This is a genomic window from Burkholderia stabilis (assembly GCF_001742165.1).
Classification (GTDB): domain Bacteria; phylum Pseudomonadota; class Gammaproteobacteria; order Burkholderiales; family Burkholderiaceae; genus Burkholderia; species Burkholderia stabilis.
In genome coordinates this window covers 883,858-909,504 of the sequence record NZ_CP016444.1, presented here as the reverse complement: position 1 = coordinate 909,504, position 25,647 = coordinate 883,858, and the positions used below count along the sequence as shown (strand labels likewise).

Annotated in this window: 28 protein-coding genes; 12 read left to right on the top strand and 16 right to left on the bottom strand. The window is 66.7% G+C overall.

All coding sequences use genetic code 11. From position 1 onward, the window contains the following. The first annotated feature begins 126 nt into the window (after positions 1 to 126). Entirely contained in the window at positions 127 to 885 is a 759-nt protein-coding gene (locus tag BBJ41_RS36560) for a YoaK family protein (protein ID WP_069751149.1), read from the top strand. A gap of 86 nt (positions 886 to 971) precedes the next feature. Further along, the gene (locus BBJ41_RS36555) at positions 972 to 1,157 is read left to right on the top strand and encodes a ribbon-helix-helix protein, CopG family (protein ID WP_069751148.1); all 186 of its coding nucleotides are present in this window, start codon (positions 972 to 974) and stop codon (positions 1,155 to 1,157) included. 33 nt (positions 1,158 to 1,190) lie between these two features. Here the strand turns inward: BBJ41_RS36555 and BBJ41_RS36550 are convergent, their stop codons facing one another. Together BBJ41_RS36550 and BBJ41_RS36545 are read right to left on the bottom strand one after the other, a co-directional pair. Beyond that, positions 1,191 to 2,027: a class I SAM-dependent methyltransferase gene (locus BBJ41_RS36550; RefSeq protein WP_069751147.1), complete on the bottom strand. Its 837-nt coding sequence runs from the start codon at positions 2,025 to 2,027 to the stop codon at positions 1,191 to 1,193. 44 nt (positions 2,028 to 2,071) lie between these two features. After that, a complete protein-coding gene (locus tag BBJ41_RS36545) occupies positions 2,072 to 2,416 on the bottom strand; it encodes a zinc ribbon domain-containing protein YjdM (RefSeq protein WP_069751146.1) in 345 nt (114 codons plus the stop codon). 376 nt (positions 2,417 to 2,792) lie between these two features. Here BBJ41_RS36545 and BBJ41_RS36540 point away from each other — a divergent pair, with 376 nt between their 5' ends. Both BBJ41_RS36540 and BBJ41_RS36535 read left to right on the top strand, forming a co-directional pair. Continuing rightward, complete coding sequence (locus tag BBJ41_RS36540) at positions 2,793 to 3,044, top strand: HPr family phosphocarrier protein (protein ID WP_083282137.1); 252 nt, start codon at positions 2,793 to 2,795, stop codon at positions 3,042 to 3,044. 66 nt (positions 3,045 to 3,110) lie between these two features. Next, on the top strand, positions 3,111 to 3,332 hold the full coding sequence (locus BBJ41_RS36535; protein WP_069751145.1) for a hypothetical protein: 222 nt from the start codon (positions 3,111 to 3,113) through the stop codon (positions 3,330 to 3,332). Positions 3,333 to 3,354: 22 nt separating this feature from the next. Here the strand turns inward: BBJ41_RS36535 and BBJ41_RS36530 are convergent, their stop codons facing one another. The 3 genes from BBJ41_RS36530 to BBJ41_RS36520 form a co-directional block, all read right to left on the bottom strand. After that, the gene (locus BBJ41_RS36530) at positions 3,355 to 4,482 is read right to left on the bottom strand and encodes a porin (protein ID WP_069751144.1); all 1,128 of its coding nucleotides are present in this window, start codon (positions 4,480 to 4,482) and stop codon (positions 3,355 to 3,357) included. A 168-nt stretch (positions 4,483 to 4,650) separates the two neighbouring features. Next, positions 4,651 to 5,529, bottom strand: a complete 879-nt coding sequence (locus BBJ41_RS36525) for an endo alpha-1,4 polygalactosaminidase (RefSeq protein WP_069751143.1) — start codon at positions 5,527 to 5,529, stop codon at positions 4,651 to 4,653. Between the two features lie 97 nt (positions 5,530 to 5,626). After that, positions 5,627 to 7,762 carry a glycoside hydrolase family 36 protein gene (locus BBJ41_RS36520; protein ID WP_069751142.1) on the bottom strand — a complete coding sequence of 712 codons (2,136 nt, stop codon included), beginning with the start codon at positions 7,760 to 7,762 and terminating at the stop codon, positions 5,627 to 5,629. A gap of 391 nt (positions 7,763 to 8,153) precedes the next feature. Between BBJ41_RS36520 and BBJ41_RS36515 the strand changes: the two genes are divergently transcribed. The 6 genes from BBJ41_RS36515 to BBJ41_RS36490 are packed head-to-tail and all read left to right on the top strand — an operon-like array spanning position 8,154 to position 13,925. Beyond that, positions 8,154 to 9,056 (top strand): DMT family transporter, encoded by a 903-nt coding sequence (locus tag BBJ41_RS36515; RefSeq protein WP_069751141.1) that lies wholly within the window; start codon positions 8,154 to 8,156, stop codon positions 9,054 to 9,056. After that, complete coding sequence (locus BBJ41_RS36510) at positions 9,053 to 10,336, top strand: D-tagatose-bisphosphate aldolase, class II, non-catalytic subunit (protein ID WP_069751140.1); 1,284 nt, start codon at positions 9,053 to 9,055, stop codon at positions 10,334 to 10,336. The genes BBJ41_RS36515 and BBJ41_RS36510 overlap by 4 nt, the downstream gene beginning before the upstream one ends. A 22-nt stretch (positions 10,337 to 10,358) precedes the next feature. Further along, on the top strand, positions 10,359 to 11,531 hold the full coding sequence (locus BBJ41_RS36505) for an SIS domain-containing protein (protein WP_069751139.1): 1,173 nt from the start codon (positions 10,359 to 10,361) through the stop codon (positions 11,529 to 11,531). After that, positions 11,528 to 12,502 (top strand): N-acetylglucosamine kinase, encoded by a 975-nt coding sequence (locus tag BBJ41_RS36500; protein ID WP_069751138.1) that lies wholly within the window; start codon positions 11,528 to 11,530, stop codon positions 12,500 to 12,502. The genes BBJ41_RS36505 and BBJ41_RS36500 overlap by 4 nt, the downstream gene beginning before the upstream one ends. 34 nt (positions 12,503 to 12,536) lie before the next feature. Next, entirely contained in the window at positions 12,537 to 13,349 is an 813-nt protein-coding gene (locus BBJ41_RS36495) for a DeoR/GlpR family DNA-binding transcription regulator (RefSeq protein WP_232036321.1), read from the top strand. Positions 13,350 to 13,385: 36 nt separating this feature from the next. Continuing rightward, positions 13,386 to 13,925, top strand: a complete 540-nt coding sequence (locus BBJ41_RS36490) for a GNAT family N-acetyltransferase (protein ID WP_069751136.1) — start codon at positions 13,386 to 13,388, stop codon at positions 13,923 to 13,925. Between the two features lie 50 nt (positions 13,926 to 13,975). Here the strand turns inward: BBJ41_RS36490 and BBJ41_RS36485 are convergent, their stop codons facing one another. Beyond that, a complete protein-coding gene (locus BBJ41_RS36485) occupies positions 13,976 to 14,458 on the bottom strand; it encodes a DUF1641 domain-containing protein (protein WP_069751135.1) in 483 nt (160 codons plus the stop codon). Positions 14,459 to 14,591: 133 nt separating this feature from the next. Further along, the gene (locus BBJ41_RS36480; protein WP_236872166.1) at positions 14,592 to 15,125 is read right to left on the bottom strand and encodes a P-loop NTPase family protein; all 534 of its coding nucleotides are present in this window, start codon (positions 15,123 to 15,125) and stop codon (positions 14,592 to 14,594) included. A gap of 56 nt (positions 15,126 to 15,181) precedes the next feature. Between BBJ41_RS36480 and BBJ41_RS36475 the strand changes: the two genes are divergently transcribed. Beyond that, positions 15,182 to 15,844, top strand: coding sequence for a hypothetical protein (locus BBJ41_RS36475; RefSeq protein ID WP_069751133.1), 663 nt, complete (start codon positions 15,182 to 15,184; stop codon positions 15,842 to 15,844). 23 nt (positions 15,845 to 15,867) lie between these two features. Here the strand turns inward: BBJ41_RS36475 and BBJ41_RS36470 are convergent, their stop codons facing one another. The 9 genes from BBJ41_RS36470 to BBJ41_RS36430 all read right to left on the bottom strand — a co-directional run bounded on the left by BBJ41_RS36470 (position 15,868) and on the right by BBJ41_RS36430 (position 25,236). Continuing rightward, positions 15,868 to 16,266, bottom strand: a complete 399-nt coding sequence (locus tag BBJ41_RS36470; RefSeq protein ID WP_069751132.1) for a RidA family protein — start codon at positions 16,264 to 16,266, stop codon at positions 15,868 to 15,870. An 81-nt stretch (positions 16,267 to 16,347) separates the two neighbouring features. Next, a complete protein-coding gene (benD, locus tag BBJ41_RS36465; protein WP_069751131.1) occupies positions 16,348 to 17,124 on the bottom strand; it encodes a benzoate diol dehydrogenase BenD in 777 nt (258 codons plus the stop codon). Beyond that, positions 17,121 to 18,143, bottom strand: a complete 1,023-nt coding sequence (benC, locus tag BBJ41_RS36460) for a benzoate 1,2-dioxygenase electron transfer component BenC (RefSeq protein WP_069751130.1) — start codon at positions 18,141 to 18,143, stop codon at positions 17,121 to 17,123. The genes benD and benC overlap by 4 nt, the downstream gene beginning before the upstream one ends. A 39-nt stretch (positions 18,144 to 18,182) precedes the next feature. After that, positions 18,183 to 18,671: a benzoate 1,2-dioxygenase small subunit gene (gene benB / locus BBJ41_RS36455; protein WP_069751129.1), complete on the bottom strand. Its 489-nt coding sequence runs from the start codon at positions 18,669 to 18,671 to the stop codon at positions 18,183 to 18,185. Next, complete coding sequence (locus tag BBJ41_RS36450) at positions 18,668 to 20,026, bottom strand: Rieske 2Fe-2S domain-containing protein (RefSeq protein ID WP_069751128.1); 1,359 nt, start codon at positions 20,024 to 20,026, stop codon at positions 18,668 to 18,670. The genes benB and BBJ41_RS36450 overlap by 4 nt, the downstream gene beginning before the upstream one ends. Positions 20,027 to 20,141: 115 nt before the next feature. Next, on the bottom strand, positions 20,142 to 21,077 hold the full coding sequence (gene catA, locus BBJ41_RS36445; RefSeq protein ID WP_069751127.1) for a catechol 1,2-dioxygenase: 936 nt from the start codon (positions 21,075 to 21,077) through the stop codon (positions 20,142 to 20,144). 52 nt (positions 21,078 to 21,129) lie between these two features. Beyond that, positions 21,130 to 22,266: a muconate/chloromuconate family cycloisomerase gene (locus BBJ41_RS36440; protein ID WP_069751126.1), complete on the bottom strand. Its 1,137-nt coding sequence runs from the start codon at positions 22,264 to 22,266 to the stop codon at positions 21,130 to 21,132. A 367-nt stretch (positions 22,267 to 22,633) separates the two neighbouring features. Then, positions 22,634 to 23,071: a hypothetical protein gene (locus BBJ41_RS36435; RefSeq protein ID WP_156814992.1), complete on the bottom strand. Its 438-nt coding sequence runs from the start codon at positions 23,069 to 23,071 to the stop codon at positions 22,634 to 22,636. 158 nt (positions 23,072 to 23,229) lie between these two features. Continuing rightward, positions 23,230 to 25,236, bottom strand: coding sequence for an alpha-galactosidase (locus BBJ41_RS36430; RefSeq protein ID WP_236872165.1), 2,007 nt, complete (start codon positions 25,234 to 25,236; stop codon positions 23,230 to 23,232). Between BBJ41_RS36430 and BBJ41_RS40945 the strand changes: the two genes are divergently transcribed. Further along, complete coding sequence (locus BBJ41_RS40945; RefSeq protein ID WP_156814991.1) at positions 25,235 to 25,429, top strand: hypothetical protein; 195 nt, start codon at positions 25,235 to 25,237, stop codon at positions 25,427 to 25,429. The genes BBJ41_RS36430 and BBJ41_RS40945 overlap by 2 nt on opposite strands. The last annotated feature ends 218 nt before the right edge of the window (positions 25,430 to 25,647 follow it).

Sequence of the window (25,647 nt, the reverse complement as noted above, 5' to 3'; positions counted from 1 at the left end):
GCCCCATCAGGCTAACAGAGTATGATAATGACATTATCATGTTCATCACATGATTCGAGAAACCCGGCGCCCGGCGCCGGTCTTCACGTCCATGCCCGCGACCCGAGGCGATTGAGCGAAGCCCCTATGCCAGCGCAGTACTTTCGAACCCTGACAGGCAAACACCGCAGCGAGAGAGCAAACCGTCAGCTCGGGTTTTCGCTGGCGTTCGTCGCCGGCGCGACCAATGCCGGCGGCTTCCTCGCGGTCAGGCAATACACGTCGCACATGAGCGGCATCGTGTCGGCGATCGCCGACCAGACGGCACTCGGCGACGTGCGGCTCGTGCTGGCCGGCATCAGTTCGCTGGGGTCGTTCCTGATCGGCGCCAGTTGCTCGGCGATCCTCGTCAACTGGGGGCGCCGCCGCGGCCTGCAGAGCCAGTTCATGCTGCCGCTGCTGATCGAGGCCGCGCTGCTGCTCCTGTTCGGGCTGCTCGGCAGCCACCTGGCGCTGTGGGAAGCGTTCTTCGTCCCGGTCACCGTGACGCTGCTGTGCTTCATCATGGGGCTGCAAAATGCGACGATCACGAAACTGTCGGGCGCGGAAATCCGCACGACGCACATGACCGGCATCGTGACCGACCTCGGCATCGAGCTCGGGAAGCTGTTCTACTGGAACCGGTCGGCTGCCGACGTCGACGCGCAAGCCGTAACCGCCAACCGCGCGAAACTGAGGATTCACGGTGCGATGCTCGCGTCGTTCTTCGTCGGCGGCCTGGCCGGCGCGATCGGCTTCAAGCGTGTCGGCTACGTGTCGACCGTGCCGCTCGCGGCCATGCTCGTCACGCTCGCGATCGTGCCCGTGATCGACGACCTGCTCGCGTTGCTCGGCCGCAGGCGCTGACTGCACACCAGGCGGTGTTTCAGGCGATGCCGCCGAAAGCGGATCGATTATAATTTGATTAACATACCGACCGCCCTCACCCCGCAATGGAAACGAAAACCGCCCGCCTGACCGTCCTGATCGACCCCGCCAAGAAAGAAGCGTTCGAAATACTCTGCGCGGAGCAGGATCTCACGCCGTCGCAAGTCGTACGGCAGTTGATCCGCGAGTATCTCGACCAGCACGGCGTCACGTACAAGACCAAGAGTGCGCTCGGCAAGCGCGTGAAGTAAGCGCGGCTGCAGGGGCCGCACCGGCGGCGCGGGTTACGCGCCGATTTCCCATCGTCCGTGCGATTGTGCGCACCGTGCCAGCCGCCGCGGATCAACGCCCTCTCCTGCCTTCATGCGCCTCGCCGTGGCCGCCAGCTTGAGCTCGCCGGCCTGCTCGCACGCGAGCGCGCGTTCGAGCAGGACGCGCAACGACGGCAGCCGATGGCCGTCCTTCCATGCGAACACAATGAAGTTGTTGTCGTCGCCGCACGGCACCAGCGCATACGACGAACCGAATACCGATCGCAGTTGCTCGAGATGCCGCGGCAGCGCCGGATCGTCGTCCATCAAGTTGATCGCCAGTACACCTGTTTCGCTCAGGCGCGCACGGCATGCTGCGAGGAAGGCTTGCCCCGCGCAGCGGCCCGGCGTGCCGTCGGCGACGAACGCGTCGTGCAGGATCACGTCCGCCCGGATGTCCGCTCTTTCCACATGATCCGCGCCGTCGGCGCACACCACCGCGAATCGTGCGTCGTCGGCAGGAATCCTGAACACATCGCGCAATGCGATCACGTCCGGGTTGATCTCGACCGCGTCGATCGCCGCGCCGGGCAAATGCCGGTAGCAGTATTTCGCCAGCGAACCGCCGCCGAGCCCGAGCATGCAGATGCGGGCAGGCTCGGGTTGAAGCAGCAGAAAGCCCATCATCACGCGCGTATAGCCGAGTTCGAGCCTGACCGGGTGCCTGAGCGACATGAAGCTCTGCGTGCCGAAGTGATCGAAGTGCAGCGAAATCGCGTGCTGCGTCTCCAGCACGAATGGCCGGCCGTCGTTCAGTGGCGTCGCCAGGAACCTGACGAACGCGTCGTACGAAGTTCGATCTTCAGGCATGTCCGGGTCGCTGGATGCAGACGGTCGATTGAAGCAGCGCGTGCTCAGACCTTCTTTAGATAGCAGGCTTTCAGCATGAAGCCGCCCATGTCGGTCTTGCAGTCGACTTCGTGATCGCCGCCGACGAGCCGGATGCTCTTGACCTTGGTGCCCATCTTCAGCGTGATCGACGAGCCCTTCACGCGCAGGTCCTTGATCAGCACGACCGAATCGCCGTCCGACAGCACGTTGCCGTTCGCGTCCTTGACGACGTCGCCCGCCGGTTCGTCGCCCGCTTCAGGGCCGGCGCCGGCCGACCATTCATGGCCGCAGTCCGCGCACACGGTCAGCGTGCCGTCCGGGTAGGTGTTTTCCATCGCGCATTGCGGGCAGGCGGGGGCGGCGTTCATTGCAGCTTCCATTCGGGAGGAGTTCGGATCGGTCGATAAAAAAGCCGGACGAGCAAACCGCGTCGTCCGGTCCGCCTGGACGCGCGCGCCGAAGGATCGGCTCGCTGTCGCTGGCGCACACGACATTATAATGCAATACACATACATTGATCGATGCATTATAATCCATCACTTCCGCCGTTAGCCGGATTTGCAGGCGGCTTCGCCGAGGATGCCGGCATTTTCAATGCAGGATTGCTTGCCACCGATGGTCGGCCGGCGCCCCGAAACCCTGCGGGAAGGCGCGTTTCGCGTGTTTTCCGCGCGCGGCCGGCCCGGCGCCGCGCACCGATCCCGACGATCCATTCAGAGGCTTTCCGACATCGTGGCAACCGTTGTGTACGTTCAAATCGGCCCCGCATGGAACCGCAACCGCGGCAGCACGGCACGCGACGCGGCCGTCGACGCGGCATGCGGCTTCGAAAGCGACATCCTGCTGATCGCGAACGGATGCAGCGGCAACGCGAAGGATGGCGCGGCGATCGCGTCGCTGCAGGTACACGGCGGCACGTCCGCGCAGGTGCTGGCTACCGGCCCCGACGAGGAAGCGGCGCTTCAGGCCTTGCTGCCGCTGCTGCAGGCGGGCTGATCCTTGCGCGACGCGATGTCACGGCATTGCGCCGCCCACCCCGAATCTCCACTCCACGAGGAAGCGATGAGCGACAACCACACGTCAAACGCCCCGAACCTGTCGGCCTCCGCCATCTGGGCGCTCGAGCGCCTCGCCGACGTGCGCTACGGACGCGATGCGCCGGCGCTCGGCTGGTCGATCGCGAGCGAGCTCGTCAGCGCAGGCTTCGTCAGCCATCCGGCGCACGGCCGCTCCGGCGCGTCGATCACCGCCGCAGGGCGGACTTTCCTGAAAAACCGGAAGTAGACCGCCCGCCCCCCCATCGGGCTCAGAACCGATGCCGGATACCCACGATCGCAAGCAGTTGCGAATTCGTGCCGGCATCGACGTTGTACGACCCGATCACGGCCTGTGCCGGCCCGCTCCCGTTGAAGCCGTTCGCATGCTGATAGCCGACCGTCGTATAGAGATCGGTGCGCTTGCTCAGCAGATAGTCGACGCCGACGTTGACCTGGTGATAGCGCGCGGACGAATCGCCGCCCGACCACGTGAAGTTGTAGCCGACGATGGCCAGCAGCGCCGGCAATGCCTGCCACTGCGCAAACGCGGAACCGTTCCGGAAGCGCTCCGCATGCACGAACGTCGATGACGCGTCGGGAAGGTATTCGCTGAAGCTGAACGCCGCGCCGACCGTCACGTTGCCGATCGCGTACTGCGCACCGGCGCGCGCGATCCCGATCGAACGCGCCGATGCATACGCGCGACTGACGGCGCTTTTGAAGAACGAATCGGCCGACGACACCCCACGCGTCGACCGGGCCGGATTGCCGTTGTCGACGTGCAGGTAGCCGGCCGCCGCGCTCAGCGGACCGTCGGCGTAACCGACCGCGCCGGCATACACGAGGCCCGACCCCGACGCACCGGCCACACCACCCGGCGAGGCCATCGCCGCGACCGTCACGCCGTGCCATGTCGCACTCGTCCATTTGACCGCATTGTTGAACGTCACGCTGCTGTCGTAGTTGTCGACGTCGCCGGGCGGCGCGAACAGTCCGCTGAACGCATCGGCCGTGATCGGCTGCACGAGGTCCGTCACGGGATCGTTCTGCCGGCCGAGCGTCAGCTTGCCCCACGTGCCGGACGCGATGCCGACGAATGCTTTCGAGCCGAACAGCAGCCCGCCGTCGAGCTGGCCGCTCGCCACGTCGAAGTTGTTTTCCAGCGTGAAGATCGCGCTCATCCCGCCGCCGAGATCCTCGCTGCCGGTCAACCCCCATTCGTTCGACGACAGCGCGCCCGACGACATCGACACGCGCGAGCGTCCGCCTTCCGCGTGGTTCAGATAGGCGATTCCCGTATCGATCGTGCCGTACAGCGTGACCGAGCCTTCCGCGCGCGCGACGACGGAACACGCGGCCGCAACGGCAGCGCCTGCAATCAGCATGCAATTTTTCATCGTGTCTATTGAGAAGTACTGCGAATCGAGATGAACGGGCGACGGCGATGCGTCGCCCGTGCCGGTTCACGGCATCGTGACGCTCGCGGACGCGCACGCCTGGGCACGTGGCGTGCGCGCGCGAGAATCAGTCACGCAGGTTCGCCCGCTTCGGCGGGCGCGACCGGATCAGGATGCGTCGCAGCTGAACCGGTAGGTGTCGTCGAGCTTCTTGGCCAGCACGAGCGTGCGCATGTTGAGGGCGCGCGCCGCATTGCACAGCGCGCGCTGGCCGCTCGGCGTGCGGTACTTGCCCGCATATTCGGCATTCAGCACCGGCTTGTTCTTCGACGTGAACACCTTGTAGCCGCTGCATTCCTTCTGCTCGTTGCACTCCTCGTTCACCGCGAAATCGAACGACGGCTCGAGCGCCACGAGCTGGTCGACGTCGTTCTTCAGCCCGACCGCCAGATTGCGCTTGTGCGCCTCGTTCGCGAGAAACACGTTGAACGCATACTGGTCGCCGTCCTGCAGCGGGAAGCCCGTGTCGTTCGCATAACCGTCGACGTTGTCGGGCTCGACGCCGTCGCATCCCTTCGACGCGGCGAGGTCGAGGCGGGCCGTCATGATGTCGCGAACGTTGCTCGAGCGGATGTCGAGCCAGCGCTCGCCTTCCCAGTCATCGAGCTTCTTGCCCTGGTCGGATTCCTTGAACTTCTTGAAGTCGCTCCGCCAGTTCTCCGAACTCCCCGCCGAGAAATAGCAGACGACCTTGCGCCCGGCCTGCTTGAGCGCCGCGATCTTCTCCGGCGCGGTGTCGAACAGGTCAATGTCGTAGATGGTCACGTCGTAGGACGTGTTCAGCTTGCCCCTGAGCTGCCATTGCCATGTGTCGGATGCGACGGGAACCCAGTGCGAGCCGGCGCGCGCGGGCGTCGCCGTGGCCGGCGGGCTCGCGGCGAACGCGCTGGCCAACGGGGCGGACGACCCGTCGCCGCAGACCTGCAGGATCGATGCACACAGCGCGAGCGCCGCGACACAGGAAAGGTTGCGTACGGTTTTTTTCATCGATGCATCTCCAGTGGAGGAGTCGGGATGACGAATTGAACTACGGGTTGCTCGGTGACGCGAAGTGATACGGGTGATGCAGGGTGACGCTTGCTTCCTACGCGTCGAGCGGCTCGGCGCGCAGCAGCGCCGCATGCTCGAAGCGCAATGCGATCGCGGCCTGTCCGGGCGCGACGCGGCCGACCTCGCGATTGCCGTTCGCGTAGTCGACGATCCGGTACGACCGGCCGGGCTGCAGGCCGCGCAGCGCGACGGCGCCATTCCAGCGCTCGGCGTAGCACGCGTAATGCAGCACGCCGTCCTTTTCCACGACGTGCGTTTCCGGCTTGTCGAACGCGATGTCGTAGAGCTCGCCGCGATAACGGCCCTCCGCAAGCCGGTGCGCGTTGTACACGCCGACCCAGTGCCGCCACGCCTGCTCGCGCTCGGGCGTCAGCAGGAACGAATTCTTCGGCTTCGGATCGACGGGCCACGTGAACTTCGTCGAGATGACCGCGCCGACGCCGACCGCCGACGCGAAATCGCGCCCGCCGTCGCTCAGCTCGACGTGGTCGCCCGCGAACGCGGACGACGCGCCCATCAACGCCTTCAGCGTCTTGCCCTTGTGCCGCACCTGCCAGCTCGACAGCGGATCGGACGCGGGCGCCTGGTCGATGTAGCGCATGTTGTGGAACGCGTACGCGGTGCCGCACGGGCACACTTCGACGACGGCATCCGGCTTGATTGCATGCGCGGTGTCATGGAACACGCGGTAGAAATCCGCCAGATGCTCGACCGAATCCTCCGGCCGTGCATGGCTGTGCGCAGGGTTGAAGCATGGCGCGACGCCGTTCAGGTGCTGGCCGTCGATCTTCATCCCGTCGAAGCCCCATTCGCCGATCACCTTCTTCACGAGCGCGGCGACGTGCGCCTGCGTCTTCTCGTAGGCCGGGCACAGGTAGAAGCTGTTCCACCACGTGATCGCCTGCGGCGCGCCGTCCGCGTCGAGCAGCAGCATGTCGGTGTGGTCGTGCAGTTCGTCGCTGCCCGGCGCGACCGCGAGCGGCGCGATCCAGAGCCGCGCCTTCTGCCCGCTCGCATGGATGTCGTCGACGAGCGCCTTCATGTCCGCGTCGCCGGCCGGGAATTTCGCGCGGTCGGGCACCCAGTCGCCGGTGCGCCGTTGCCAGCCGTCGTCGAGCACGGCCCACTTGAAGCCGAGTTCCCGCACCTTCGGCAACGTGGCGCGCACGTAGTCGAGGCTGAACTGGCGCTCGTAGCCCCACGCGCACCAGATCGGCTCGTAGGCGCTCGCCGGCGGTTGCGGCGCATGAAAACCGTGCGCGCCCATCATCTGCCGATAGGTATCGAGCGCGACGAAATAGTCGCCGTCGTGCAGCATCACGAACGCGGTCGGCGTGTCGAGCGTCGCGCCCGGCGCGAGCGTGACCGTCTTCTCGCCGCGCATGCCGAGCGCGACTTCGTTGCGCACCGCGCGCACGGGCAGCGACACGAGGCGCGGCACCGTGTCGAGATGCCCTAGCGCGATGCCCAGGTCGCGCCGCCACACATCGACGACGGGCGTGCCGCCGCCGTAGTCCGACGCGTTCATGCCCATGAAATTGCGCTGGTCGAAGCCGGCCTTCACCGGCTGCACCCAGTCGCGCCGGTCGGCATGGCTCGCCCCGGAATAGGTCCAGTACCCGCCCGCGCCGGCGGCGGCCGGCAGCAGCCGGTGCGCGCCGACGCTCCATGCGCGGATATCGGCCGCCTGCGTGCCGGCGTTGCGAAACTGCGTGTCGATCAGCGCGACACCCGGCCGCGCATCGAGCAACGTGACGCGCAGCGTCTTCTCGAATCCGTCCGCCGAGCGGCCGACCAGCCGCAGTTGCCGGCCTGCACCGAACACGGTCGCGACTTCGGCGTGCGCGGCGTCGACGATCGCGAAGCGCCCGATCGTGCGCACCGGCCGCGTGTCGGGCGCCGGGCCGTCCGACGTCGGCGGCGGCGCCGGACCGATCAGCTGCTCGAGCGTCTCGCTTGCATCGAAACGGGTCAGCGCGCGCGTGCCGCCGCCGCGGCGGACGCCCAGCCGGCAGCGCATCGCCGGATCGAACTCGATCACGAGCCGGTCGTCACGCAACGCGACACGCTGCGGCTCGCCGCCGTGCGCATCGCGCACGCCGACACCGATCAGGATCGGGCTCGCCGCACCGGCGGCCAGCCACTGCATGAACGCCCGTCGCGTGGTCATTGCCACACCCCGTGCCGAAGCGGCGCGCCGCCAGCGCAGAAGGCAACCGGCACGAACCGGTGCAGCCGGCCGGCGAACCGGCCAAACAACGAAAATCGAAAGGAAAAGCAAGCGTTCATGCGAGGTTCCTCGTGAAGAAGGGCCATGCGCCGACACATCCGCATCGTGCTGATCGGCAATCTAGACGATCTTTCGATTTCTTTCGTTTGTGGTTTACACTAATAACGAAAGAAATCGAAAGCCAATAGATTGACGACTCCCGGCAGGCGATTCTGACGCTTTTATGTGAAACGTCACCGGGAGTGGTCCATCGATTGGCTTCCGGCGGCGCTCGCAAAGCAGAAAACGAAAGCATTCGACGGTTCTGAACCATCTTCGAAAGACGCGACCGATGCAAAACAACTGGCTAGTCCACGCGCTCGTCACGACCCTGCTGTGGGGCGTGTGGGGCGCATTCACCGGTTTGCCCGCCGAACAGGGCTTCCCCGATACGCTGATCTACGTGGTGTGGGCGTTCACGATGATTCCGCCGGCGCTGGTGGCGCTCGGGCGCGCCGGCTGGCGCGTGCGGCATGACGGCCGTTCGCTGGCGCTGGGGCTCGCCATCGGGCTGCTCGGCGCGGGCGGGCAGATGCTGCTGTTTCGTGCGGTCGAGTCGGGGCCGCCGTATCTCGTGTTCCCGATCGTGTCGCTGTCGCCCGCGCTGACGATCGCGCTGTCGTTCCTGCTGCTGCACGAACGCACCGGCAAGCTCGGCCTCGCCGGCATCGTGCTCGCGCTGTGCTCGCTGCCGCTGTTCGACTTCCAGTCCGGCCAGGGGCCCGCGAAATTCGGGCTGTGGTTCGCGCTCGCGCTGCTGGTGCTCGTCGCGTGGGGGCTGCAGGCGTATTTCATCAAGATCGCGAACGCGACGATGGATGCGGAATCGATCTTCTTCTACATGGCGCTGACCGGCCTGCTGTGCGTGCCGTTCGCCCTGTGGATGACCGACTTCGGCCGGACGATCAACTACGGCATGAGCGGCCCGGGGCTCGCCGCCGTCATCCAGGTGCTGAACGCGATCGGCGCGCTGACGCTCGTGTACGCGTTCCGCTTCGGCAAGGCGATCGTCGTGTCGCCGCTCGTCAACGCGGGCGCGCCGTTGCTGACGTCGGTGATCTCGATGGCCGTCACGGGCACGACGCCGACCGGCAGCAAGCTGACGGGCATCGCGCTGGCGCTGCTTGCCGCGCTGCTGCTCGCGCTGCAACCGGAGAACGCGGCAACGGCCGGCGCGGCGGGAGAATCGGCATGAAATACCTGCTCGATCTCGTTCGCCGTCACAAGCAGGCGCCGCGCGGCACGCCGCCGGTCGGCATGCCTTCGGTGTGTTCCGCGCATCCGGTCGCGATCGCGGCGGCGCTGCGCGAGTGCGCGGCGCTCGATCGCCCCGCGCTGATCGAAGCGACCTGCAACCAGGTCAACCAGGACGGCGGCTATACGGGCATGACGCCGCACGACTTCCGCCGCTACGTGTTCGAGATCGCCGCGCGCGAACGCGTGAGCCCCGAGGCGATCCTGCTCGGCGGCGACCACCTGGGCCCGAACGCATGGCGCCGGCTGCCGGCCGCGCACGCAATGGACAAGGCCGAAGCAATGGTCGCGCAGTACGTCGCGGCCGGCTTTCGCAAGCTGCATCTCGACTGCTCGATGTCGTGCGCGGACGATCCGTCGCCGCTGCCCGAATTCGAAATCGCGGCACGCGCGGTGCGCCTGTGCCGCGCCGCCGAACACGCCTGGGCGGCCGGCTCGCCGCGCGGCGAGCCGCCGGTCTACGTGATCGGCACCGAGGTGCCGGTGCCCGGCGGCGCGCACGACACGCTCGACACGCTGGCGGTCACCGCGCCTGACGCGGCCGCCTCGACGCTCGCGCTGCACCGCGACGCGTTCGCGCGTGCGGGCCTCGACGATGCGTGGTCGCGCGTGATCGCGATGGTCGTGCAGCCCGGCGTCGAGTTCGATCATCACAAGGTCATCGACTACGATGCCGGCAACGCGCGCGCGCTGAGCGCATTCATCGAAAGCGAACCGGCGCTCGTGTTCGAAGCGCACTCGACCGACTACCAGACGCCCGATCGGCTCGCTCAACTTGCGCGCGACCACTTCGCGATCCTGAAGGTCGGACCCGGCGTGACCTTCGCGATGCGCGAAACGCTGTGGGCGCTTGCCGCAATCGAACGCGAATGGCTCGGCGACGACGACGGTTTCATCGAAACCGTGCTCGGCGTGATGCGCAGCGAACCCGCGCACTGGCGCGACTACTACGCGGCCGGCGCGCATCTCGATCTCGACCTCGCCTACAGCCTGAGCGACCGCATCCGCTACTACTGGGCCCATCCGGCCGTGCAGCGCGCGTGCGCCGGCCTGCTCGCGCGTCTCGACGCGTCGCCGCCGCCGCTCACGCTGGTCAGCCAGCATTTGCCGCGCCAGTACGAGGCCGTCCGCGAAGGACGGCTCCCATTGCGTACCGGCGCACTGTTGCAGGACGGCACGGCCGAGGCCGTTCGTCCGTATCTTCACGCGTGTGCCGCGTGACCGACTCTCCTCAGATCCGCCCATGGAATTTTTCGACTTCGATCCCGCCGACCTTGCCCGCCGCCACGCCGCCCATACAGCGCGCGAAATCGCCCAGCAACCCGACGTCTGGCCCGACGTGCATGCGGTCGTCGCCGCGCAACGCGCGGCGCTCGACGCATTCCTCGCGCCGCTGCTCGCCGATCCCGGCCTGCGCATCGTGCTCACGGGCGCCGGCAGCTCGGCCTTCATCGGCCAGTGCCTCGTGCCCGCGCTGCGACACCGGTTCGGCGGCCGCGTCGAAGCGGTGGCCACCACCGACATCGTCGCGTGCCCCGACGAAACGCTGCAGCCCGGCGTGCCGACGCTGCTCGTGTCGTTCGCGCGCTCGGGCAACAGCCCGGAAAGCCTCGCGGCCGTCGAACTGGCCGACCGCGTCGTCGCCGGCTGCCGCCATCTCGTGTTCACGTGCGCGGCCGACGGCACGCTGAACCGGCGCCTCGCCGCCCATCCGCACGCGCACGTCGTGCTGTTGCCGGATGCCACGCACGATCAGGCGTTCGCGATGACGTCCAGTTTCAGCGGCATGCTGCTCGGCGCGGCATGGGCGTTCGGCGTGCCGGGCATGCCGGTCGAACCGCTGGCCGACGCCGCGCGCACGCTGCTGCGCGAGCAGTCGGCGCGCATCGCCGAACGCGTGCGGCAGTTGCCCGAGCGGGTCGTCTATCTCGGCAGCGGCGCGCTGCTCGGGCTCGCGCGCGAAGCCGCGCTGAAGCTGCTGGAACTGACGGACGGGCTGATCGTCGCGATGGCCGAATCGCCGCTCGGCTTCCGCCACGGCCCGAAAACGTTCCTCGACGAGCGCACGCTGGTCGTCGTGCTGCTGTCGGGCGATCCGCACACGCGTCGCTACGATCTCGACCTGCTGCGCGAACTGCGGCGCGAAAACCGCGCGGCCGGCATACTGTCGGTCAGTGCCGCGCCGTCGAACGGCACCGGCGCACCGCCGCCGTCCGACGACGATCTGACGGTGCCGCTGCCGCCCGGCCTGCCCGATCTCGCGCTCGCGCCCGTCGCGCTGATCCTCGCGCAATGCTTCGCGCTGCTCGCGTCGTTGCGGCTCGGGCTCACGCCCGACAATCCGAGCGCGTCCGGCACCGTCAATCGCGTCGTGGCGGGCGTCACCATTCATCCGTATGCGGGGCAGCCCTCATGACCTCACTCTTTCTCGGCATCGACGGCGGCGGCACGAAAACCGCGTTCATGGTGATCGACGCGCAAGGCCGCGTTCGTGCGCGCCACGAGACGACCACCAGCTACTACCTCGAAATCGGCATGGACGCGCTGCGCACGCTGCTCGCCGACGGCGTGCACGCGGTGCTGGCCGCGGCGAACGTCGCGCGCGGCGAGATCGCGTATGCGTTCGCCGGTTTGCCCGCGTACGGCGAGGACAGCCGCCTGCTGCCCGAACTCGACGGCCTGCTCGACCCGCTGTTCGACCGCGACCGCTGCCGGATCGGCAACGACATGGTGTGCAGCTGGGCCGGCACGCTGGCCGGCGGCGACGGCATCAGCATCGTCGCGGGCACCGGGTCGATCGCGTACGGGCAACTCGAAGGCCGCACCGCGCGCTGCGGCGGCTGGGGCGAGATCTTCGGCGACGAGGGCTCGGCCTACTGGCTCGCGCGCGAAGGGCTCGCGGCGTTCTCGCGGATGGCCGACGGGCGCGCCGCGCGCGGGCCGTTGTTCGACATCGTGCGTGCGCACTTCTCGCTCGAACACGATCTCGACGTGTGCGCGGCGGTGAATTCGGGTGCCGTGCGCAGCCGCTTCGCGCAGTTGTCGCGGCTCGTGATCGATGCGGCGCGCGCGGGCGACGCGCACGCGCACGCGCTGATCGATCGCGCGGCCGACGAACTCGCGCAGCTCGCGGCCGGCGTCGCGCGCGCGCTCGACTGGCCGCCGGGCGAGCCGCTGCCCGTGTCGTATTCGGGCGGCGTCTTCAACGCGGGCGCGCTCGTGCTCGCTCCGCTGCGCGACGCGCTCGCCCGCGTCGTGCCGCACGCCGTGCTCACCGCGCCGCGTCTCGGGCCGCATGTCGGCGCGGCCGTCCACGCGGCGCGGCTGGCGGGCCGGCCGCTCGAACCGTCGGCATTGCGCGCGCTCCAGCCCGGGCAGGGGTTTTGATATCATTTCGGCTCCCTGCCTTGCCGAAATGGACATGCCCGCTCACCGAGTGCCTCCGCCGTCTGCCGTCGATCACGCGCCGCTGCTCGTCGAGGAACGCCGCCGCCTGATCTGCGAGCTGGTGCGCGAACGGGAGAAAGTCACCGTCGAGGAGCTGGCCGAGCGTTTCGGCATTTCGCTCGTCACGGTGCGCAGCGACCTGAACGCGCTCGCGGCAGCGGGCGCGGTGCTGCGCACGCACGGCGGCGCGCTCGTGCTGCGCGAAAGCGACGAAGTGCCGATCGCGGTCAAGCAGAAGCTGCGTCACGCGGAGAAGGTGCGGATCGCGGCGGCGGCGGCCGCGCTGATCGGCGACGGCGAGACGATCCTGCTCGACTCCGGCAGCACGACCGAGGAAATCGCGAAGCAGATCCTCACGATGAAGCTGCAGTCGCTGAACGTGATCACGAACGCGCTGAACGTGGCCGTGCTGCTCGCGGCGGCGCCGCACATCAACCTGATCATGCCGGGCGGCCAGCTTCGGCCGAATTCCTATTCGCTGTCGGGGCCGCAGGCCGTCGTCGCATTGCAGGGGCTGTACGCGGACCGGCTGTTCCTCGGCGTCGACAGCCTCGACCCCGAGATCGGCCTGATGACGCCGCACCTGCTCGAAGCGCAGCTCAACGCGCAGATGCTGAAGATCGCGCGCCAGGTGATCGCGGTGGCCGATTCGTCGAAGCTGATGAAGCGCAACCTGTCGGTGATCGCGAGCGTCGAGCAGCTCGACATGCTGATCACCGATACGGGCGCCGACGCGGCCGTGGTCGAGGATCTTCGCCAGCGCGGCATCGACGTGCTGACGGTCTGACCCGCCACCGTATCCACCTCTCCTCCGGAAACCACGATGCCGCTCGTCTCCTCCCCGCCCGTTCTCGACACGCCGCGCCTCGTCCTCGAAGGCCATCCGCTCGGCGACTTCGACGCGCTCGCCGCCATGTGGGCCGAGCCGGGCGTCGTCGCGCACATCTTCAACGGCGAGCCGTCCGCACCGCGCGACTCGTGGATGCGCATGCTCGCGTATCGCGGGCTGTGGCCGCTGCTCGGCTATGGCTACTGGGCGATTCGCGAGAAGGCGTCGGGCCGTTATGTCGGCGATCTCGGTTTCGCGGATTTCCACCGGAACATCGAACCGTCGGTTCGCGGCATACCGGAAGCCGGCTGGGCGCTCGCGACCTGGGCGCACGGCAAGGGCTACGCGACCGAGGCGCTCGCGGCCGCACACGCATGGCTCGATTCGCAGCAGCAATTCGAGCGCAGCGTGTGCCTGATCGCGCCGACCAACGTCGCGTCGATCCGCGTCGCGGAGAAAGCCGGATATCGCGAGCCGGTGCGGATTCGGTTCAACGACGCCGATTCGTTGCTGTTTTCACGCGCGAGCCGGTAAGGGCCAGGCCGGGCAGTCGCCGGCTGTCGACAGATACGCGATGCGCTTCGTCACTTGCCGCCCGGCTTTTCGCTTGATGCCGTAACCGCCTGCCCGGGGTCACGCGCGAGCCCCTGCGCGAACACTTTCAATCCTTCGAGCAACGGCGTCAACGCATCCCACAACGCTTCGTCGTGCAGCAGCCGGTACGCGCCGCGCACGCCGGGCGCGACGTGCTCGTGTTCCGCCGGCTTCCACGCCCCGACGTGATGCAATGCGTCGGCGGCGGCGAACACGGCCTTGCCGAACTGCTCCGGCGGAATGCGCGACAGCGCCGTCAGCAGCACCGCGAGGTTCTGCATCCCGCTCTGCATGCCCGGCTTGTCGAGCGCATCGACGAACGTGTCGGCCAGCCGTGCGTTCGCGCTGACGACCTCGTTCGCAAAATGCAGGAAACCATGCCGGTGCAGGCTGCCGAGCAGGTGTTCGAGCGCGTCGTGCGCGCTGGGCTCCGCGTGCGGAGGGGGCATGTCGGGGGGCGGGCGTTCGGTCATCGGCTTGTCTCCGGATGGCGTGCCACGTGGCCGCCAGGGCGGCGGTCGCGCGCCGGGTTCGCCTCGTTCGTCTTTCACTGCGAGACGGCACCACTTCCTACAGTCTAGTACCCGGATTCCTCGGCCTGCGTCGTCACCCGATTGAAAGCAACCGGCTCGCGAACTGCGTGACGGCATCGCGCGACACCAACATGATCTTGTCGCCGGCGAACTGATTGAAAATGGCCGCGTGCGCGTCATGCGAGCTGGACCCGCTGCGCGACCGGTAGGTCGAAGCCCACGCCTGCAGCGCAACGAAAGCGTCGGCGGAGCCGCCGCGCCGAATGCCGCGCTGGCGGATATTGGCCACGCATTCGGATTCGTCGATGCGCAGCCAGATCAGCGCGCTCGCGTCGCGCTTGACTTCGTCGACGAGCCAGCCGTAAATGCCTTCGATAACCCAGCGATCGGCACTCGCCGCCTGCCGGACCAGCCGGATCGCATCGGCCCGTTCGCGGGCGGCGTTGTACCCGCCGGGCAGCCAATGGACCAGATCGAGGTCGACACATGCGGCATCGATACGACCGGCGATACGCTCGGCCAGCCAGCTCTTCCCGGAACCCGAGTTTCCGATCACGAGCGTTCTGCTGAAGTCCATCACGAGCCCCGAATAACGATCAGCTTTCATTGAACAAACGACCGATGCCACTCCGACACCTCCGATCGCGCTTCGGCAAGTTTGCCATGCCGGCCCTGCTGTCCGCGCTGTTCCCGTCGATGAGCCATGCCGAAGCCGGCGAACTGGGCGGCATCGCGATGGCCGCGTTCACGTTCTCGTCGGCGGTCTGGATCGTGCTGACCCTGGTGGTGTTCGTGTGGGTCCTGCGCCGGTTGCCGTTGCTCAAGCGGCTCGCATGTACCGTGCTGTTTTTCTTCCTGCCGCTATTCATGCTCGGCGGCGCGCTCCTCAAGGACTACGCGCTCGACGGATACATCGACCGGCCCGAAGTCACGACGAAACCGATGGTGGTATTCGGCGCCACCTTTCCGCCCGGCAGCCAGGCCCGCTACAACGGCGAAGGCGGCCTGTTCGGCTGGGGCGCAAAACGCACGCTGCAGTCGATTCACAGCGCTCACCCCGTCCTGCTGGGCAACGTCCCGATCGACGGCCTGATCTTCATCCCCGAGAACTGTTGCGAGCAGGCCCGCGCGGAGGTCAGCGCGGGCACGGTGATCGACGGCCTACCGTGCGGCGATACGGTTTTCGACCTCACGCCGGCCGGCCCCGCATTGAGATCGTGCTTTCTGGCTGCGCCCGTCACATGGCGAGGAAACGCGTTGCCCGCCGGGTTTTATGTCGACCTCACCGTCCCGATGAGCATGCTGGGACTGAAGGACGCGAAGTAGCGTTCAGCAACACCGGGAACACGTCATTCCGGCAACACGGCCACCGCCTTGATCTCGACGATATACCCCGGCGAGCCGCCCAGCATGTGCGCACCGACCGCCGTCCACGCCGGCTTCGGATGCCCGACGAGGTAACGGTCGCGAACCTGCATGAACAGCGGCAGGTCGCGCATGTCGGTGTGGAACGTCGTGAGATCGACTACATCGTTGAACGATGCGCCGGCCGCCTCCAGCACGTGCTTGAGATTCTCGAACGCCTGCACGATCTGCGCTTCGCGGCCTTCGACCAACTGCATCGCCGCATCGCGGCCGATCTGGCCGGACACGTACAGCGTATCGCCGACCTTCAGGCCCGGCGCGTAGCCGATTTTTTCGTACACCGCTTCCATTCCGGCCGGAACGATGGCTTTGCGATCACGCATGGATGTCTCCGTGGCCGGCGTCTTCGCGCCGGCCGGTTGATTGTCGATGAACAGCTGGCACGTAGCTGCGCCACGCGCCGCTCAACCCGTATCGCCGCCCGCGACCGGCAGCACCGTGCCGGTGATGTAGCTCGCCTCGTCCGATGCGAGGAACAGGATCGGCGCGATCTGTTCGTCGAGGCTGCCGTAGCGCTTGAAGTACGTCGAGTCGGTCACCTGCCGCACGGCTTCAGCCATCCACGCCTGTTCCTGCGCGCTGTCGCCGGCCGCATTGCGCGGCACGCGGCGCGGCGGCGCGCTGGTGCCGCCCGGCGCAGTCGCGACCACGCGGATGTTGTGCTCCGCGTATTCCATCGCGAGCGCGTGCGTCAGCGCATTGACGCCGCCTTTCGCCGCCGAATACGGCACGCGCCGGATGCCGCGCGTCGCATTCGACGAGATGTTGACGATCGTGCCGCCGCCGCGCGCGAGCAGGTGCGGCAGCACCGCGTGGCACGTGTAGAGCGTCGGCATCAGCGAGCGGCGGATTTCCGCGTCGATCTGCGCCGGCTCGAATTCGGCGAACGGCCGCATCCGGATCGCGCCGCCGACTCCATTGATCAGGATGTCGATGCCGCCGAACGTCTGCACCGCGCACGCGATCGCCGCGTGTGCACCTTCGTATGTCTCGAGATCCGCGACGAAACCCGCCGTCTCGCCGTGCGGTGCTTCGGCCGCCACGTCGGCGACGAAATCCGCGCGATCGACGAACAGCACCTTGCCGCCCTCGGCCGCCGCGCGCAGCGCGACACCGCGGCCGATGCCCTGCGCCGCACCGGTGACGACCACCACCTTGCCGGAGAATCGTTGCATGGTCATGCCGCCTTTGCCGTGACGTTGGGGGTGAACTTCTCGTAGTGGAAGCTGTTCGGCTTCACGCCTTCGTCGTCGAAGTACTTGCGCACCGCGTCGACCATCGGCGGCGGGCCGCACAGATACACGTCGACATCGCCGTCGTTCAGCGCATCGGCCGGAATGTGCTGCGTAACCCAGCCCTTGCGCGGATGGGCCGACTCCGCATCGGCCACGACCGTCGCGAAGCTGAAGTTCGGCAGCTTTGCCGCATACGCCTCGATCGCGTCGACCAGCACGAGATCGAGATCGCGCGTCACGCCGTAGATCAGGTGCACCTTCTGCTGCGACCCGCTGCGCGCCAGCACTTCGAGCATCGACAGGAACGGCGCGAGGCCCGTGCCGCCCGCGAGCAACAGCAGCGGTCGCTGCACGTCGCGCAGGTAGAAACTGCCGAGCGGCCCGTGCAGTTCCAGCGTGTCGCCGGGCTGCGCCGATTCGAGCCACGTGCTCATCACGCCGCCGGGAATCTTCTTGATCAGGAAGCTCACCTTCGCGTCGGCCGGCGCCGACGAGAACGAATACGAACGGTGCTGGCCGCTCGCCGGCACGTCGATGTTCACGTACTGGCCCGGCAGGAACACGGGCGCGGCCGCGCCGACGTCGAGTTCGAGCACGACCGCCGCATCGTTGTGCTGCTCGACCTTCGTCACGGTCGCGGCAAAGCCGCTTTGCCCGGTCTTGCAGGCGACCGACGACGTCGGCACCGCGATCACGCAATCGCTTTGCGGCACCATCTGGCACGTCAGCACGAGGCCGCCGTCCTTTTCGTCCTCGGTTAGCGCATCGTCGATGTAGTCGTCGCCGAGATCGTAGCGGCCGCTTTCGGCGCGGCACTTGCAGGTGCCGCACACGCCGTCGGAACAATCCATCGGCAGGTTGATCTTCGCGCGGAAAGCCGCGTCGAGGACTTTCTCGCCGGCCTTGCAGTCGATGAAGCGGGTCACCCCGTCCTCGAAATTCAGTGCAATCCTGTAGCTGGACATGGCATCACCTCCACTTCTTTCATGACAAGGCAACGGGCATCAGACGTGATAAACGTCGAGCACCTGCCGGATGTAATCGTTCTTCAGCACGATCTTCTTCGACGCGATCAACAGCTCGTCGCCCGACTTGCGCAACGTGACGAACATCGTGCCGAAGAAGTGATCGGTCACGCGGTAACGATGGTTCAGCGTGTCGAAGTTGTAGCGCACGTCCACTTCGTTCTCGCGCTCGGCCAGCACCTCGACGTTCGTCACGTTGTGGCTCGTGCGCGGCTCGGGCGTCGATGCGCCGCTGCGCTCGGTCTTGATGCGGAACACGCGATCCTCGAGGCCGCCGCGATCCGCGTAATACATCAGCGAGATCTGGCTCTGAGGATCGTCGGTCGGCCGATCGTCGTCGTCCCACGCGGGCATCCAGTACGTGACGTCTTCCGTGTAGCAGGTCAGCCACTCGTCCCACTGGCGATCGTCGAGCAGGCGCGCTTCGCGATACAGCGCGGCGCAGATGGTCCGGTAATCGAAGCTCATGCCGCCACCTCCGCGCGTTCCTTCCTGAGCGCATCGCGCATCACGTGCACCCAGTATTCGTGCTGACACACGAACAGCCCTTCGTCCTCGCTGCGCTCGCCGGAAATGCGCGGGTTCAGCCCCATCTTCTTCGCGTTCTCGTCCGGGCCATCGACCCACAGCGGCGCGCCGCGCGACAGGTCGTTCCACATCGCCGTGATGCCCGCATAACCGGACTGGCACGCGCGGAACTCTTCGAGATCGTCGGCGGTGCCCATGCCCGTCACGTTGAAGAAATCCTCGTACTGGCGGATGCGGGTCGTGCGGTCGGCTTCGCTCTCGCCCTTCGGCGCGAAGCAGAAGATGCTGACTTCGGTCTTGTCGACGCCGAGCGGCCGCACGACGCGGATCTGCGTGCTGAACTGGTCCATCAGGAACACGTTCGGGTACACGCACAGGTTGCGCGTCTGGTTGACGATGAAATCGGCCTGCACGTCGCCGACGCGCGCCTTGATCTCGTCGCGATGCTGATACACGGGCCGCACTTCCGGGTTCATCGTCTGCGTCCAAAGCAGGATGTGGCCGTTGTCGAAGCCGTACACGCCGGCGACCGACTTGCTCCAGCTGTTCGCATCGACGGCCTTGGTGCCTTCTTCCTTGCGGCGGCCCATCGTCGCCGCGTAGTTCCAGTGCACTGTGCTGACGTGATAGCCGTCGCAGCCGTTCTCCATCTGCATCTTCCAGTTGCCTTCGTAGATGTAGGACGAATTGCCGCGCAGCACTTCGAGGCCGTTCGGCGCCTGGTCGACGATCTGGTCGATGATCACGCGCGCTTCGCCGAGGTAGTCCTCGAGCGGCAGCACGTCGGCGCTGAGGCTGCCGAACAGGAAGCCGCGATAGTTCTGGAAGCGCGCGACCTTCTTCAGGTCGTGCGACCCGTGCGTGTTGAACTGCACCGGGTACTCGGTCGTCTTCTCGTCCTTCACCTTCAGCAGCTTGCCGGTGTTCGAGAACGTCCAGCCGTGGAACGGGCACGTGAAGCTGCCCTTGTTGCCGTGCTTGCGGCGGCACAGCATCGCGCCCTTGTGCGCGCACGCATTGATGACCGCATGCAGCTCGCCGGTCTTGTCGCGCGTGATGACGATCGGCTGGCGGCCGATCCACGTCGTGTAGTAATCGTTGTTGTCCGGAATCTGGCTTTCGTGCGCCAGGTACACCCAGTTGCTCTCGAAGATGTGCTTCATCTCGAGCTCGTACAGTTCCGGGTTCGTGAAGATGTCGCGGCGGCAGCGGAATACGCCGGCTGCCTTGTCGTCCTGCACGGCGGTGGCGAGCAGGTGATCCAGTGCGTTGGCTTGGTCGATCGTGGCGGACATGTTGGCTCCTCCCATGCGCGTGCCGGGTCCTGCAAGGCACGCTCGCATCGGTAACGGTTGAATCTCGCGGGGGGCCCGGCCGGCGGCGGCGCAACCGCGCCGCGCCGTCGGGCGGTTATGCGTGCGCGGCGGCGCGCAGGCGGTGGACGATCTGGTTGTCCTTGCCCTGCAGCAGCGGCGTCAGCACGAAGTTGAACTCGATGTCCTGGTACGCATCGGCCTTCATTCCGAGCGCCGCGCCGCCGGTCTTGCCGACCACCGGCGGGATCAGCTCCTCGCGCGTCGCATACGCGAAGTCATCCCAGATCAGCGGATCGCCGTCGATGTTGAACTGCGTCGTCAGCTTGCGGTGATCGTGGCTGTCGACGAAGAAGTGCACGTGCGCCGGGCGGTTGCCGTGGCGGCCGAGACCGTTCAGCAGTTGCTGCGTCGCGCCCTGCGGCGGGCAGCCGTAACCGACCGGCATCAGCGTGCGGAATTCGTACTTGCCGTCCGCGCCCGTCTTCACCGCGCCGCGCAGGTTGAAATCGGTCTGCGCGCCGGTCGGGTCGAAGTGCGAATAGAAGCCCTTCGAGTTCGCGTGCCAGCATTCGACCAGCGCGCCGGCCACCGGCTTGCCGTCGAGGCCCGTCACCGTGCCGTGGATCACCAGCGGGCCCGCGCCTTCGTCCGCGTCGAGGTCGATCTTCGACACGCCGTCGCGCACCGGCGCGCCCGCCACGTACAGCGGCCCTTCGATCGTGCGCGGCGTGCCGCCGTCGAGGCCGGCTGCCTTGTCCGCGGCGTCCATCCGGATGTCGAGATACTTCTCGAGACCGAGGCCGGCCGCGAGCAGCGCGGCTTCGCCGTCCTGGCCGAGCTTGTTCAGGTAGTTGACGCCGGCCCACACCTCGTCGGGCGTGATGTCGAGATCGTCGATCGCCTTGAACAGGTCGCCGAGCAGGCGATGCACGATCTGCTGCACGCGCGCGTTGCCGCCGTTCCCGCCGGCATTCGATGCGGCCTTCAGCAGATCCTGCACTTCCCGGGAATCGAAAACTTTGACGCTCATGATGGTGTCTCCACGTGTATTGGGGGGAATGACGGCCTTGGCCTGACTCGTGCTACCGGACGACTTTCGTCAGCCCGTCGCGGGTGAAACGCCCGACCTTCGCGTCGTCGAGCTCGATGCCGAGACCGGGGCCGCCCGGCACGGTCAGTTCGAAGTCGCTGTAGTCGAGCGGCTTCGTCAGGATCTCTTCGGTGATCAGCAGCGGCCCGAACAGCTCGGTGCCCCACTGCAGGTTCGCGAAGCTCGCGAACAGGTGCGCGGAAGCCACCGTGCTGAATGCGCCTTCGAGCATCGTGCCGCCGTACAGCTCGATGCCGGCCGCATCCGCGATCGCGGCCACGCGCTGTGCCGCGAACAGCCCGCCGCTCTGTTCGATCTTGATCGCGAACACGTCCGCGCCGTGATGCTTCGCGATCTCGAATGCGCTGTCGGGGCCTTGCAGGATTTCGTCGGCCATCAGCGCGACCGGAAAGCGGCGCATCAGGCGCGCGAGCGCCGCGGCCGACGCGACCGGCTGCTCGACCAGTTCGCAGCCGGCATCGGCCAGCGCCGGAATCGCGCGCGCGGCCTGCGTTTCGCTCCACGCCATGTTCACGTCGACGCGCACCGATGCGCGATCGCCGACGGCCTTCTTGATCTCGGCCACGTGCCGGATATCCGCATCGAGCGCCTTCGCGCCGATCTTCAGCTTGAATACGTTGTGGCGGCGCAGGTCGAGCATGCGTTCGGCTTCAGCGATGTCGGTCGACGTGTCGCCCGACGCGAGCGTCCATGCAACCGGCAGGCGGTCACGCCGGCGGCCGCCGAGCAGTTCGCTGACCGGCACGCCGAGCCGCTTGCCGTGCGCGTCGAGCAGCGCGGTTTCGAGCGCGCTCTTCGCGAAGTGGTTGACCTTCGCGAGCTTGCCGAGGAACGCCATCAGCGTCTGAATGCGCGTCGCGTCGCGGCCGACGATCGCCGGCGCGAGGTACGCGTCGATCGCGAGCTTCATCGCCTCGGGGCTTTCAGGGCCGTAGGCCATCCCCGCGATCGTGGTGCCTTCGCCGATACCCGTCACGCCGTCGCTGCAGAACACCTTCACCAGCATCAGCGTCTGGCCATGCATCGTCGCGACCGACAGCTTGTGCGGGCGGATCGTCGGCAGGTCGACGAGACGGGTTTCGATGCGTTCGATGGTGGCGGTGGACATGGGGCACGCTGCTTGTGGGGTGTTCATGGAACGGATTTATACGCCCCGCCCAAAACGAGCGTCCAATACTTTTGGCCTCGGATTTTCATACCTGATAGGTATCGAAATCCGCGAATATTCACGCATCACTGCGGCGCACCATACCTTTTTTGGTTGGTTATCGGTGCGCCGAGCCTTACTGGAGCGGGGTCAGCCCGCGTGCGGGATACGCCGGGCCGGGCATTGCGCTGCGACCGTTTGCAGGCGGGCGGCGACCGCTGAAACCGGCGGTCGCTGCGGGAAGATCAGGGTTTTCCTGAGGGGAAAGACGGCCGGACGGCAGCCTCGCGGCGGGACGCTGCTTCATCCGGCCGGCACGAATGGCCGGTCAGCGGCCGGCCGCTGTGATCGACGCCTGCCATTGCGCGGCCACGCCGGCGTAATCCCTGGCCTTGAAGGCCGAGCCATCCTGGACATGAACCCAGCCGAGCATCCGGTCGGCCAGCGGCTTGTCGTGCTCGTCCGTCGCGATCTTGACGATCGCATGCGCACGCACATGCACGACACCGTCCGGATAGTCGGACGACGGGTTCGCCAGCGTCACCGTCACGAACGGGCCGAGATCCTGAAGAAGCTGGCCGGCGGGCGGATTGTCGGCCATCAGCAGGCTGCCGCCCTTGACGCGGTCGTCCACGCGAATGGCCATGCTGTCCGGCCGCCGGTACGCGGCGGTCGGCAGCGACATCCACAGCACGTGCTCCGGGTTGACGTAGACGACATCGGGATCGCCCATCGCGTCGCGGGTCTCAATCCGGGTTATCGGCATGCAAGGTCTCCAGTCGAACATTGCGCACCGGGCGTCGGTGCGTCGGCCCCATGATGATGCCGCAATGTGTCGGCTTGCCGTGCGTGCGCGACCTCGTCGGCTCAGCACCCGGAGCATGGCGCGGCCACCCATGATCGGGTAGCCGCGCCACCCGCACGTTACTGCTTGGCCGGTGCGGCGATTCCGTCGATGTCGGGCGCCCAGCCCGTCGGGTTGGAGAACTTCAGCGTGTTGGCACTGCCCTGCTTGAACGCGCCCGTCACCGTCAGCGTCGATACGCTCCCCCACCCGCCGGTCGACGGGAAAGACACCGTGATCGGTGCTGCGCCGTCGAAACTGAGCTGCGCGCTACGCGGTGTCGAATCGCCGTTCACGTAAGCGATCGCGACGCTGTACGTGCCGTCCGCGGCCACCGAAATGCCGTTGATCGTCAACGTCCCGTTGCTGGTCCCGTCGCCGTTGCCGATATAGCCGACGTCCTGCCCGCCGGAGCACGCGCCGCATGACGACACGCGAGCCGCACCGCTGAGCGTGTTGCCGGCAGCTTCGGCTTCATAAGCCAGCGGCGGCGGCGGCGGAACCTTCACCGGCCCGGCGACCACGGCGACAGACGCGATCGAGGGCGCCGGCGTCGTGCCGTCGACGCTCGACAACGTCAGCGCGTTCTGCCCGGCCGTGAGGTTGACGAAGACCGTCACCGTGCCGACCGCATTGCCCGTGGGCGGAAACGCGAGCGTCGTGCCGTTTCCGCCGTTCGCGGCAAGCTGTGCCTTGACGACTTCCGTGCCGGCGTTCTGGTACGCGATCTGGATGTAGCCGCCCGCGGTCTGCGAGGTCACGTTGTTGAATGCCACCGTCCCGAGCCCGGTGACGATCTTGCCGCTCGCGCAAGCAGAACAGTCCGAATAGGTCGCGCCGCCGGACAACGTACTGGGCAGGAACGTCGCAGACGGAACATCCGTGCCGCTCAGCACCAGCATCACGGTGCCGCCGGCCGGCACGCTTGCGACCGTATAGGAACCGGTTGCCGCGCCGAGATCCTTGTGCGCCCAGATATCGCGAACGGTCGCCGAGGTCCCCGCAGCCAGCCCGAGTTGCTGCCACGTGACCGTCATCGAACTCGCCGACGCGCCGTTGTTGAACAGCAGGACGGCGCGTTTCCCCGTACCGGCCAGCAGCTTCGCCCACACCTGCTGTCCATTCGCGTCTGCGACCTTCAATCCCTGCAGGCCGAGCATGTCCTGGTCGATCGCGATCAGCTCGGGGTTGGTGAGCAGGCTCACCGTGTCGCTCGAGAGGGTTTGCGACAGATCGTTCCCGAGGATCATCGGCGCGCCGGCAACAGCCCACAGATTCACGTGCGCGAGGTCGTTCGCCGCGGTCATGCCCATGCCGGCCACCATCATGTCGGGATCGTTGTAGTAACCGGTGTGCTGACCTTCAGGGTGATAGTTTCCGTTGAAATTGCCGAGCACCGAGCCGAACTTCGGTACGCCGCTTCCCGGGCCGTAGATATCGCCCGTCGTCCGCCACGATGTCGCGATGCCGGCCGCCCAATCCCACGGCCCCAGGTTGTAGTCCGGGTAGCCGCTGCCGCCGAGCGTGCCCCAGTCGCACATGTTCAGCACCAGCAGTTTCCCGGTGGCCGCATAGGCTTTCCGGATCGCCTGCGATATCGCCGTATAGGCCTGCTGCGGATCGTATCCGGCCACCCGCCCGCCGCACCAGTCGACCTTGACGAAGTCGTAGCCCCATTGCGCGAACTGCAGGAAATCGTGATCGTAATGCGCGTAATCGCTGCCGACGAAATGCGTGTCGTTCGTGCTCCCGCAGCCTTGCGGGCCCGAGTCGATATAGATGCCGGCCTTCAACCCTTTGCCGTGAATGTAATCGGCCATCGCCTTCATCCCGCCCGGCCACTGGTTGGTGGGATTGCCGTTCATGTCGACGTTGATGATGAAATTGCCGTTCGCGTCGCGCTTTCTCGACGTCCACCAGCCCTCGTCGATATTCACATACTGGTACTTGTTGCCCGTTGCGAGGTTCGCGTTCAACGCGGCCAGCCCGTCGGCCTGCGCCTTGATCGTCGCGAAGCTCACGTTTTCCTCGAGGCTGTTCCACGACGACCAGCCCATCGGCGGCGGATTCACCGCGATCTGCTGCATGGCCGCAGGCGAGGGATTCGTGGTTCCGTTTCCGCCGGTCGCCGGTGTCGTTCCCGTGCCCGGTGGCGATGCGCTTGCCGATGGCGACGCACTGACGTCGTCGCCACCGCATCCGGACAGCCCTATCGCTGCCGCGACGAAGCATGTCATCAATATTCCTAACTTATTTACGCCCTTCATCTCCGTCTCCTGATTGTTGTGAATGACGCACGTCAGCCGGCTTCGTACGCGTACGCAGATTAATGACGTTCCTTGGCCTGTTTCAATCTTTGCAGCATGCGATCAAATACTGGGAGAACACGGATTTTCCAGCGGGAATGTTTTGTCGTTGATGATTTAACTCATTGACGGCCAATACCCAATCTTTGGAGAGACAGCCGACGCCGCGGAAACAATCCGGATGGTTATTGC

Excerpts from the sequence above, each read along its gene's own strand:
- BBJ41_RS36560 (WP_069751149.1), top strand. The coding sequence starts at position 127 with ATGCCAGCGCAGTACTTTCGAACCCTGACAGGCAAACACCGCAGCGAG.
- BBJ41_RS36555 (WP_069751148.1), top strand. The coding sequence starts at position 972 with ATGGAAACGAAAACCGCCCGCCTGACCGTCCTGATCGACCCCGCCAAG.
- BBJ41_RS36550 (WP_069751147.1), bottom strand. The coding sequence starts at position 2,027 with ATGCCTGAAGATCGAACTTCGTACGACGCGTTCGTCAGGTTCCTGGCG.
- BBJ41_RS36545 (WP_069751146.1), bottom strand. The coding sequence starts at position 2,416 with ATGAACGCCGCCCCCGCCTGCCCGCAATGCGCGATGGAAAACACCTAC.
- BBJ41_RS36535 (WP_069751145.1), top strand. The coding sequence starts at position 3,111 with ATGAGCGACAACCACACGTCAAACGCCCCGAACCTGTCGGCCTCCGCC.
- BBJ41_RS36530 (WP_069751144.1), bottom strand. The coding sequence starts at position 4,482 with ATGAAAAATTGCATGCTGATTGCAGGCGCTGCCGTTGCGGCCGCGTGT.
- BBJ41_RS36525 (WP_069751143.1), bottom strand. The coding sequence starts at position 5,529 with ATGAAAAAAACCGTACGCAACCTTTCCTGTGTCGCGGCGCTCGCGCTG.
- BBJ41_RS36520 (WP_069751142.1), bottom strand. The coding sequence starts at position 7,762 with ATGACCACGCGACGGGCGTTCATGCAGTGGCTGGCCGCCGGTGCGGCG.
- BBJ41_RS36515 (WP_069751141.1), top strand. The coding sequence starts at position 8,154 with ATGCAAAACAACTGGCTAGTCCACGCGCTCGTCACGACCCTGCTGTGG.
- BBJ41_RS36510 (WP_069751140.1), top strand. The coding sequence starts at position 9,053 with ATGAAATACCTGCTCGATCTCGTTCGCCGTCACAAGCAGGCGCCGCGC.
- BBJ41_RS36505 (WP_069751139.1), top strand. The coding sequence starts at position 10,359 with ATGGAATTTTTCGACTTCGATCCCGCCGACCTTGCCCGCCGCCACGCC.
- BBJ41_RS36500 (WP_069751138.1), top strand. The coding sequence starts at position 11,528 with ATGACCTCACTCTTTCTCGGCATCGACGGCGGCGGCACGAAAACCGCG.
- BBJ41_RS36495 (WP_232036321.1), top strand. The coding sequence starts at position 12,537 with ATGCCCGCTCACCGAGTGCCTCCGCCGTCTGCCGTCGATCACGCGCCG.
- BBJ41_RS36490 (WP_069751136.1), top strand. The coding sequence starts at position 13,386 with ATGCCGCTCGTCTCCTCCCCGCCCGTTCTCGACACGCCGCGCCTCGTC.
- BBJ41_RS36485 (WP_069751135.1), bottom strand. The coding sequence starts at position 14,458 with ATGACCGAACGCCCGCCCCCCGACATGCCCCCTCCGCACGCGGAGCCC.
- BBJ41_RS36480 (WP_236872166.1), bottom strand. The coding sequence starts at position 15,125 with ATGAAAGCTGATCGTTATTCGGGGCTCGTGATGGACTTCAGCAGAACG.
- BBJ41_RS36475 (WP_069751133.1), top strand. The coding sequence starts at position 15,182 with ATGCCGGCCCTGCTGTCCGCGCTGTTCCCGTCGATGAGCCATGCCGAA.
- BBJ41_RS36470 (WP_069751132.1), bottom strand. The coding sequence starts at position 16,266 with ATGCGTGATCGCAAAGCCATCGTTCCGGCCGGAATGGAAGCGGTGTAC.
- benD (WP_069751131.1), bottom strand. The coding sequence starts at position 17,124 with ATGACCATGCAACGATTCTCCGGCAAGGTGGTGGTCGTCACCGGTGCG.
- benC (WP_069751130.1), bottom strand. The coding sequence starts at position 18,143 with ATGTCCAGCTACAGGATTGCACTGAATTTCGAGGACGGGGTGACCCGC.
- benB (WP_069751129.1), bottom strand. The coding sequence starts at position 18,671 with ATGAGCTTCGATTACCGGACCATCTGCGCCGCGCTGTATCGCGAAGCG.
- BBJ41_RS36450 (WP_069751128.1), bottom strand. The coding sequence starts at position 20,026 with ATGTCCGCCACGATCGACCAAGCCAACGCACTGGATCACCTGCTCGCC.
- catA (WP_069751127.1), bottom strand. The coding sequence starts at position 21,077 with ATGAGCGTCAAAGTTTTCGATTCCCGGGAAGTGCAGGATCTGCTGAAG.
- BBJ41_RS36440 (WP_069751126.1), bottom strand. The coding sequence starts at position 22,266 with ATGTCCACCGCCACCATCGAACGCATCGAAACCCGTCTCGTCGACCTG.
- BBJ41_RS36435 (WP_156814992.1), bottom strand. The coding sequence starts at position 23,071 with ATGCCGATAACCCGGATTGAGACCCGCGACGCGATGGGCGATCCCGAT.
- BBJ41_RS40945 (WP_156814991.1), top strand. The coding sequence starts at position 25,235 with ATGGCCGCAGGCGAGGGATTCGTGGTTCCGTTTCCGCCGGTCGCCGGT.
- BBJ41_RS36430 (WP_236872165.1), bottom strand. The coding sequence starts at position 25,236 with ATGCAGCAGATCGCGGTGAATCCGCCGCCGATGGGCTGGTCGTCGTGG.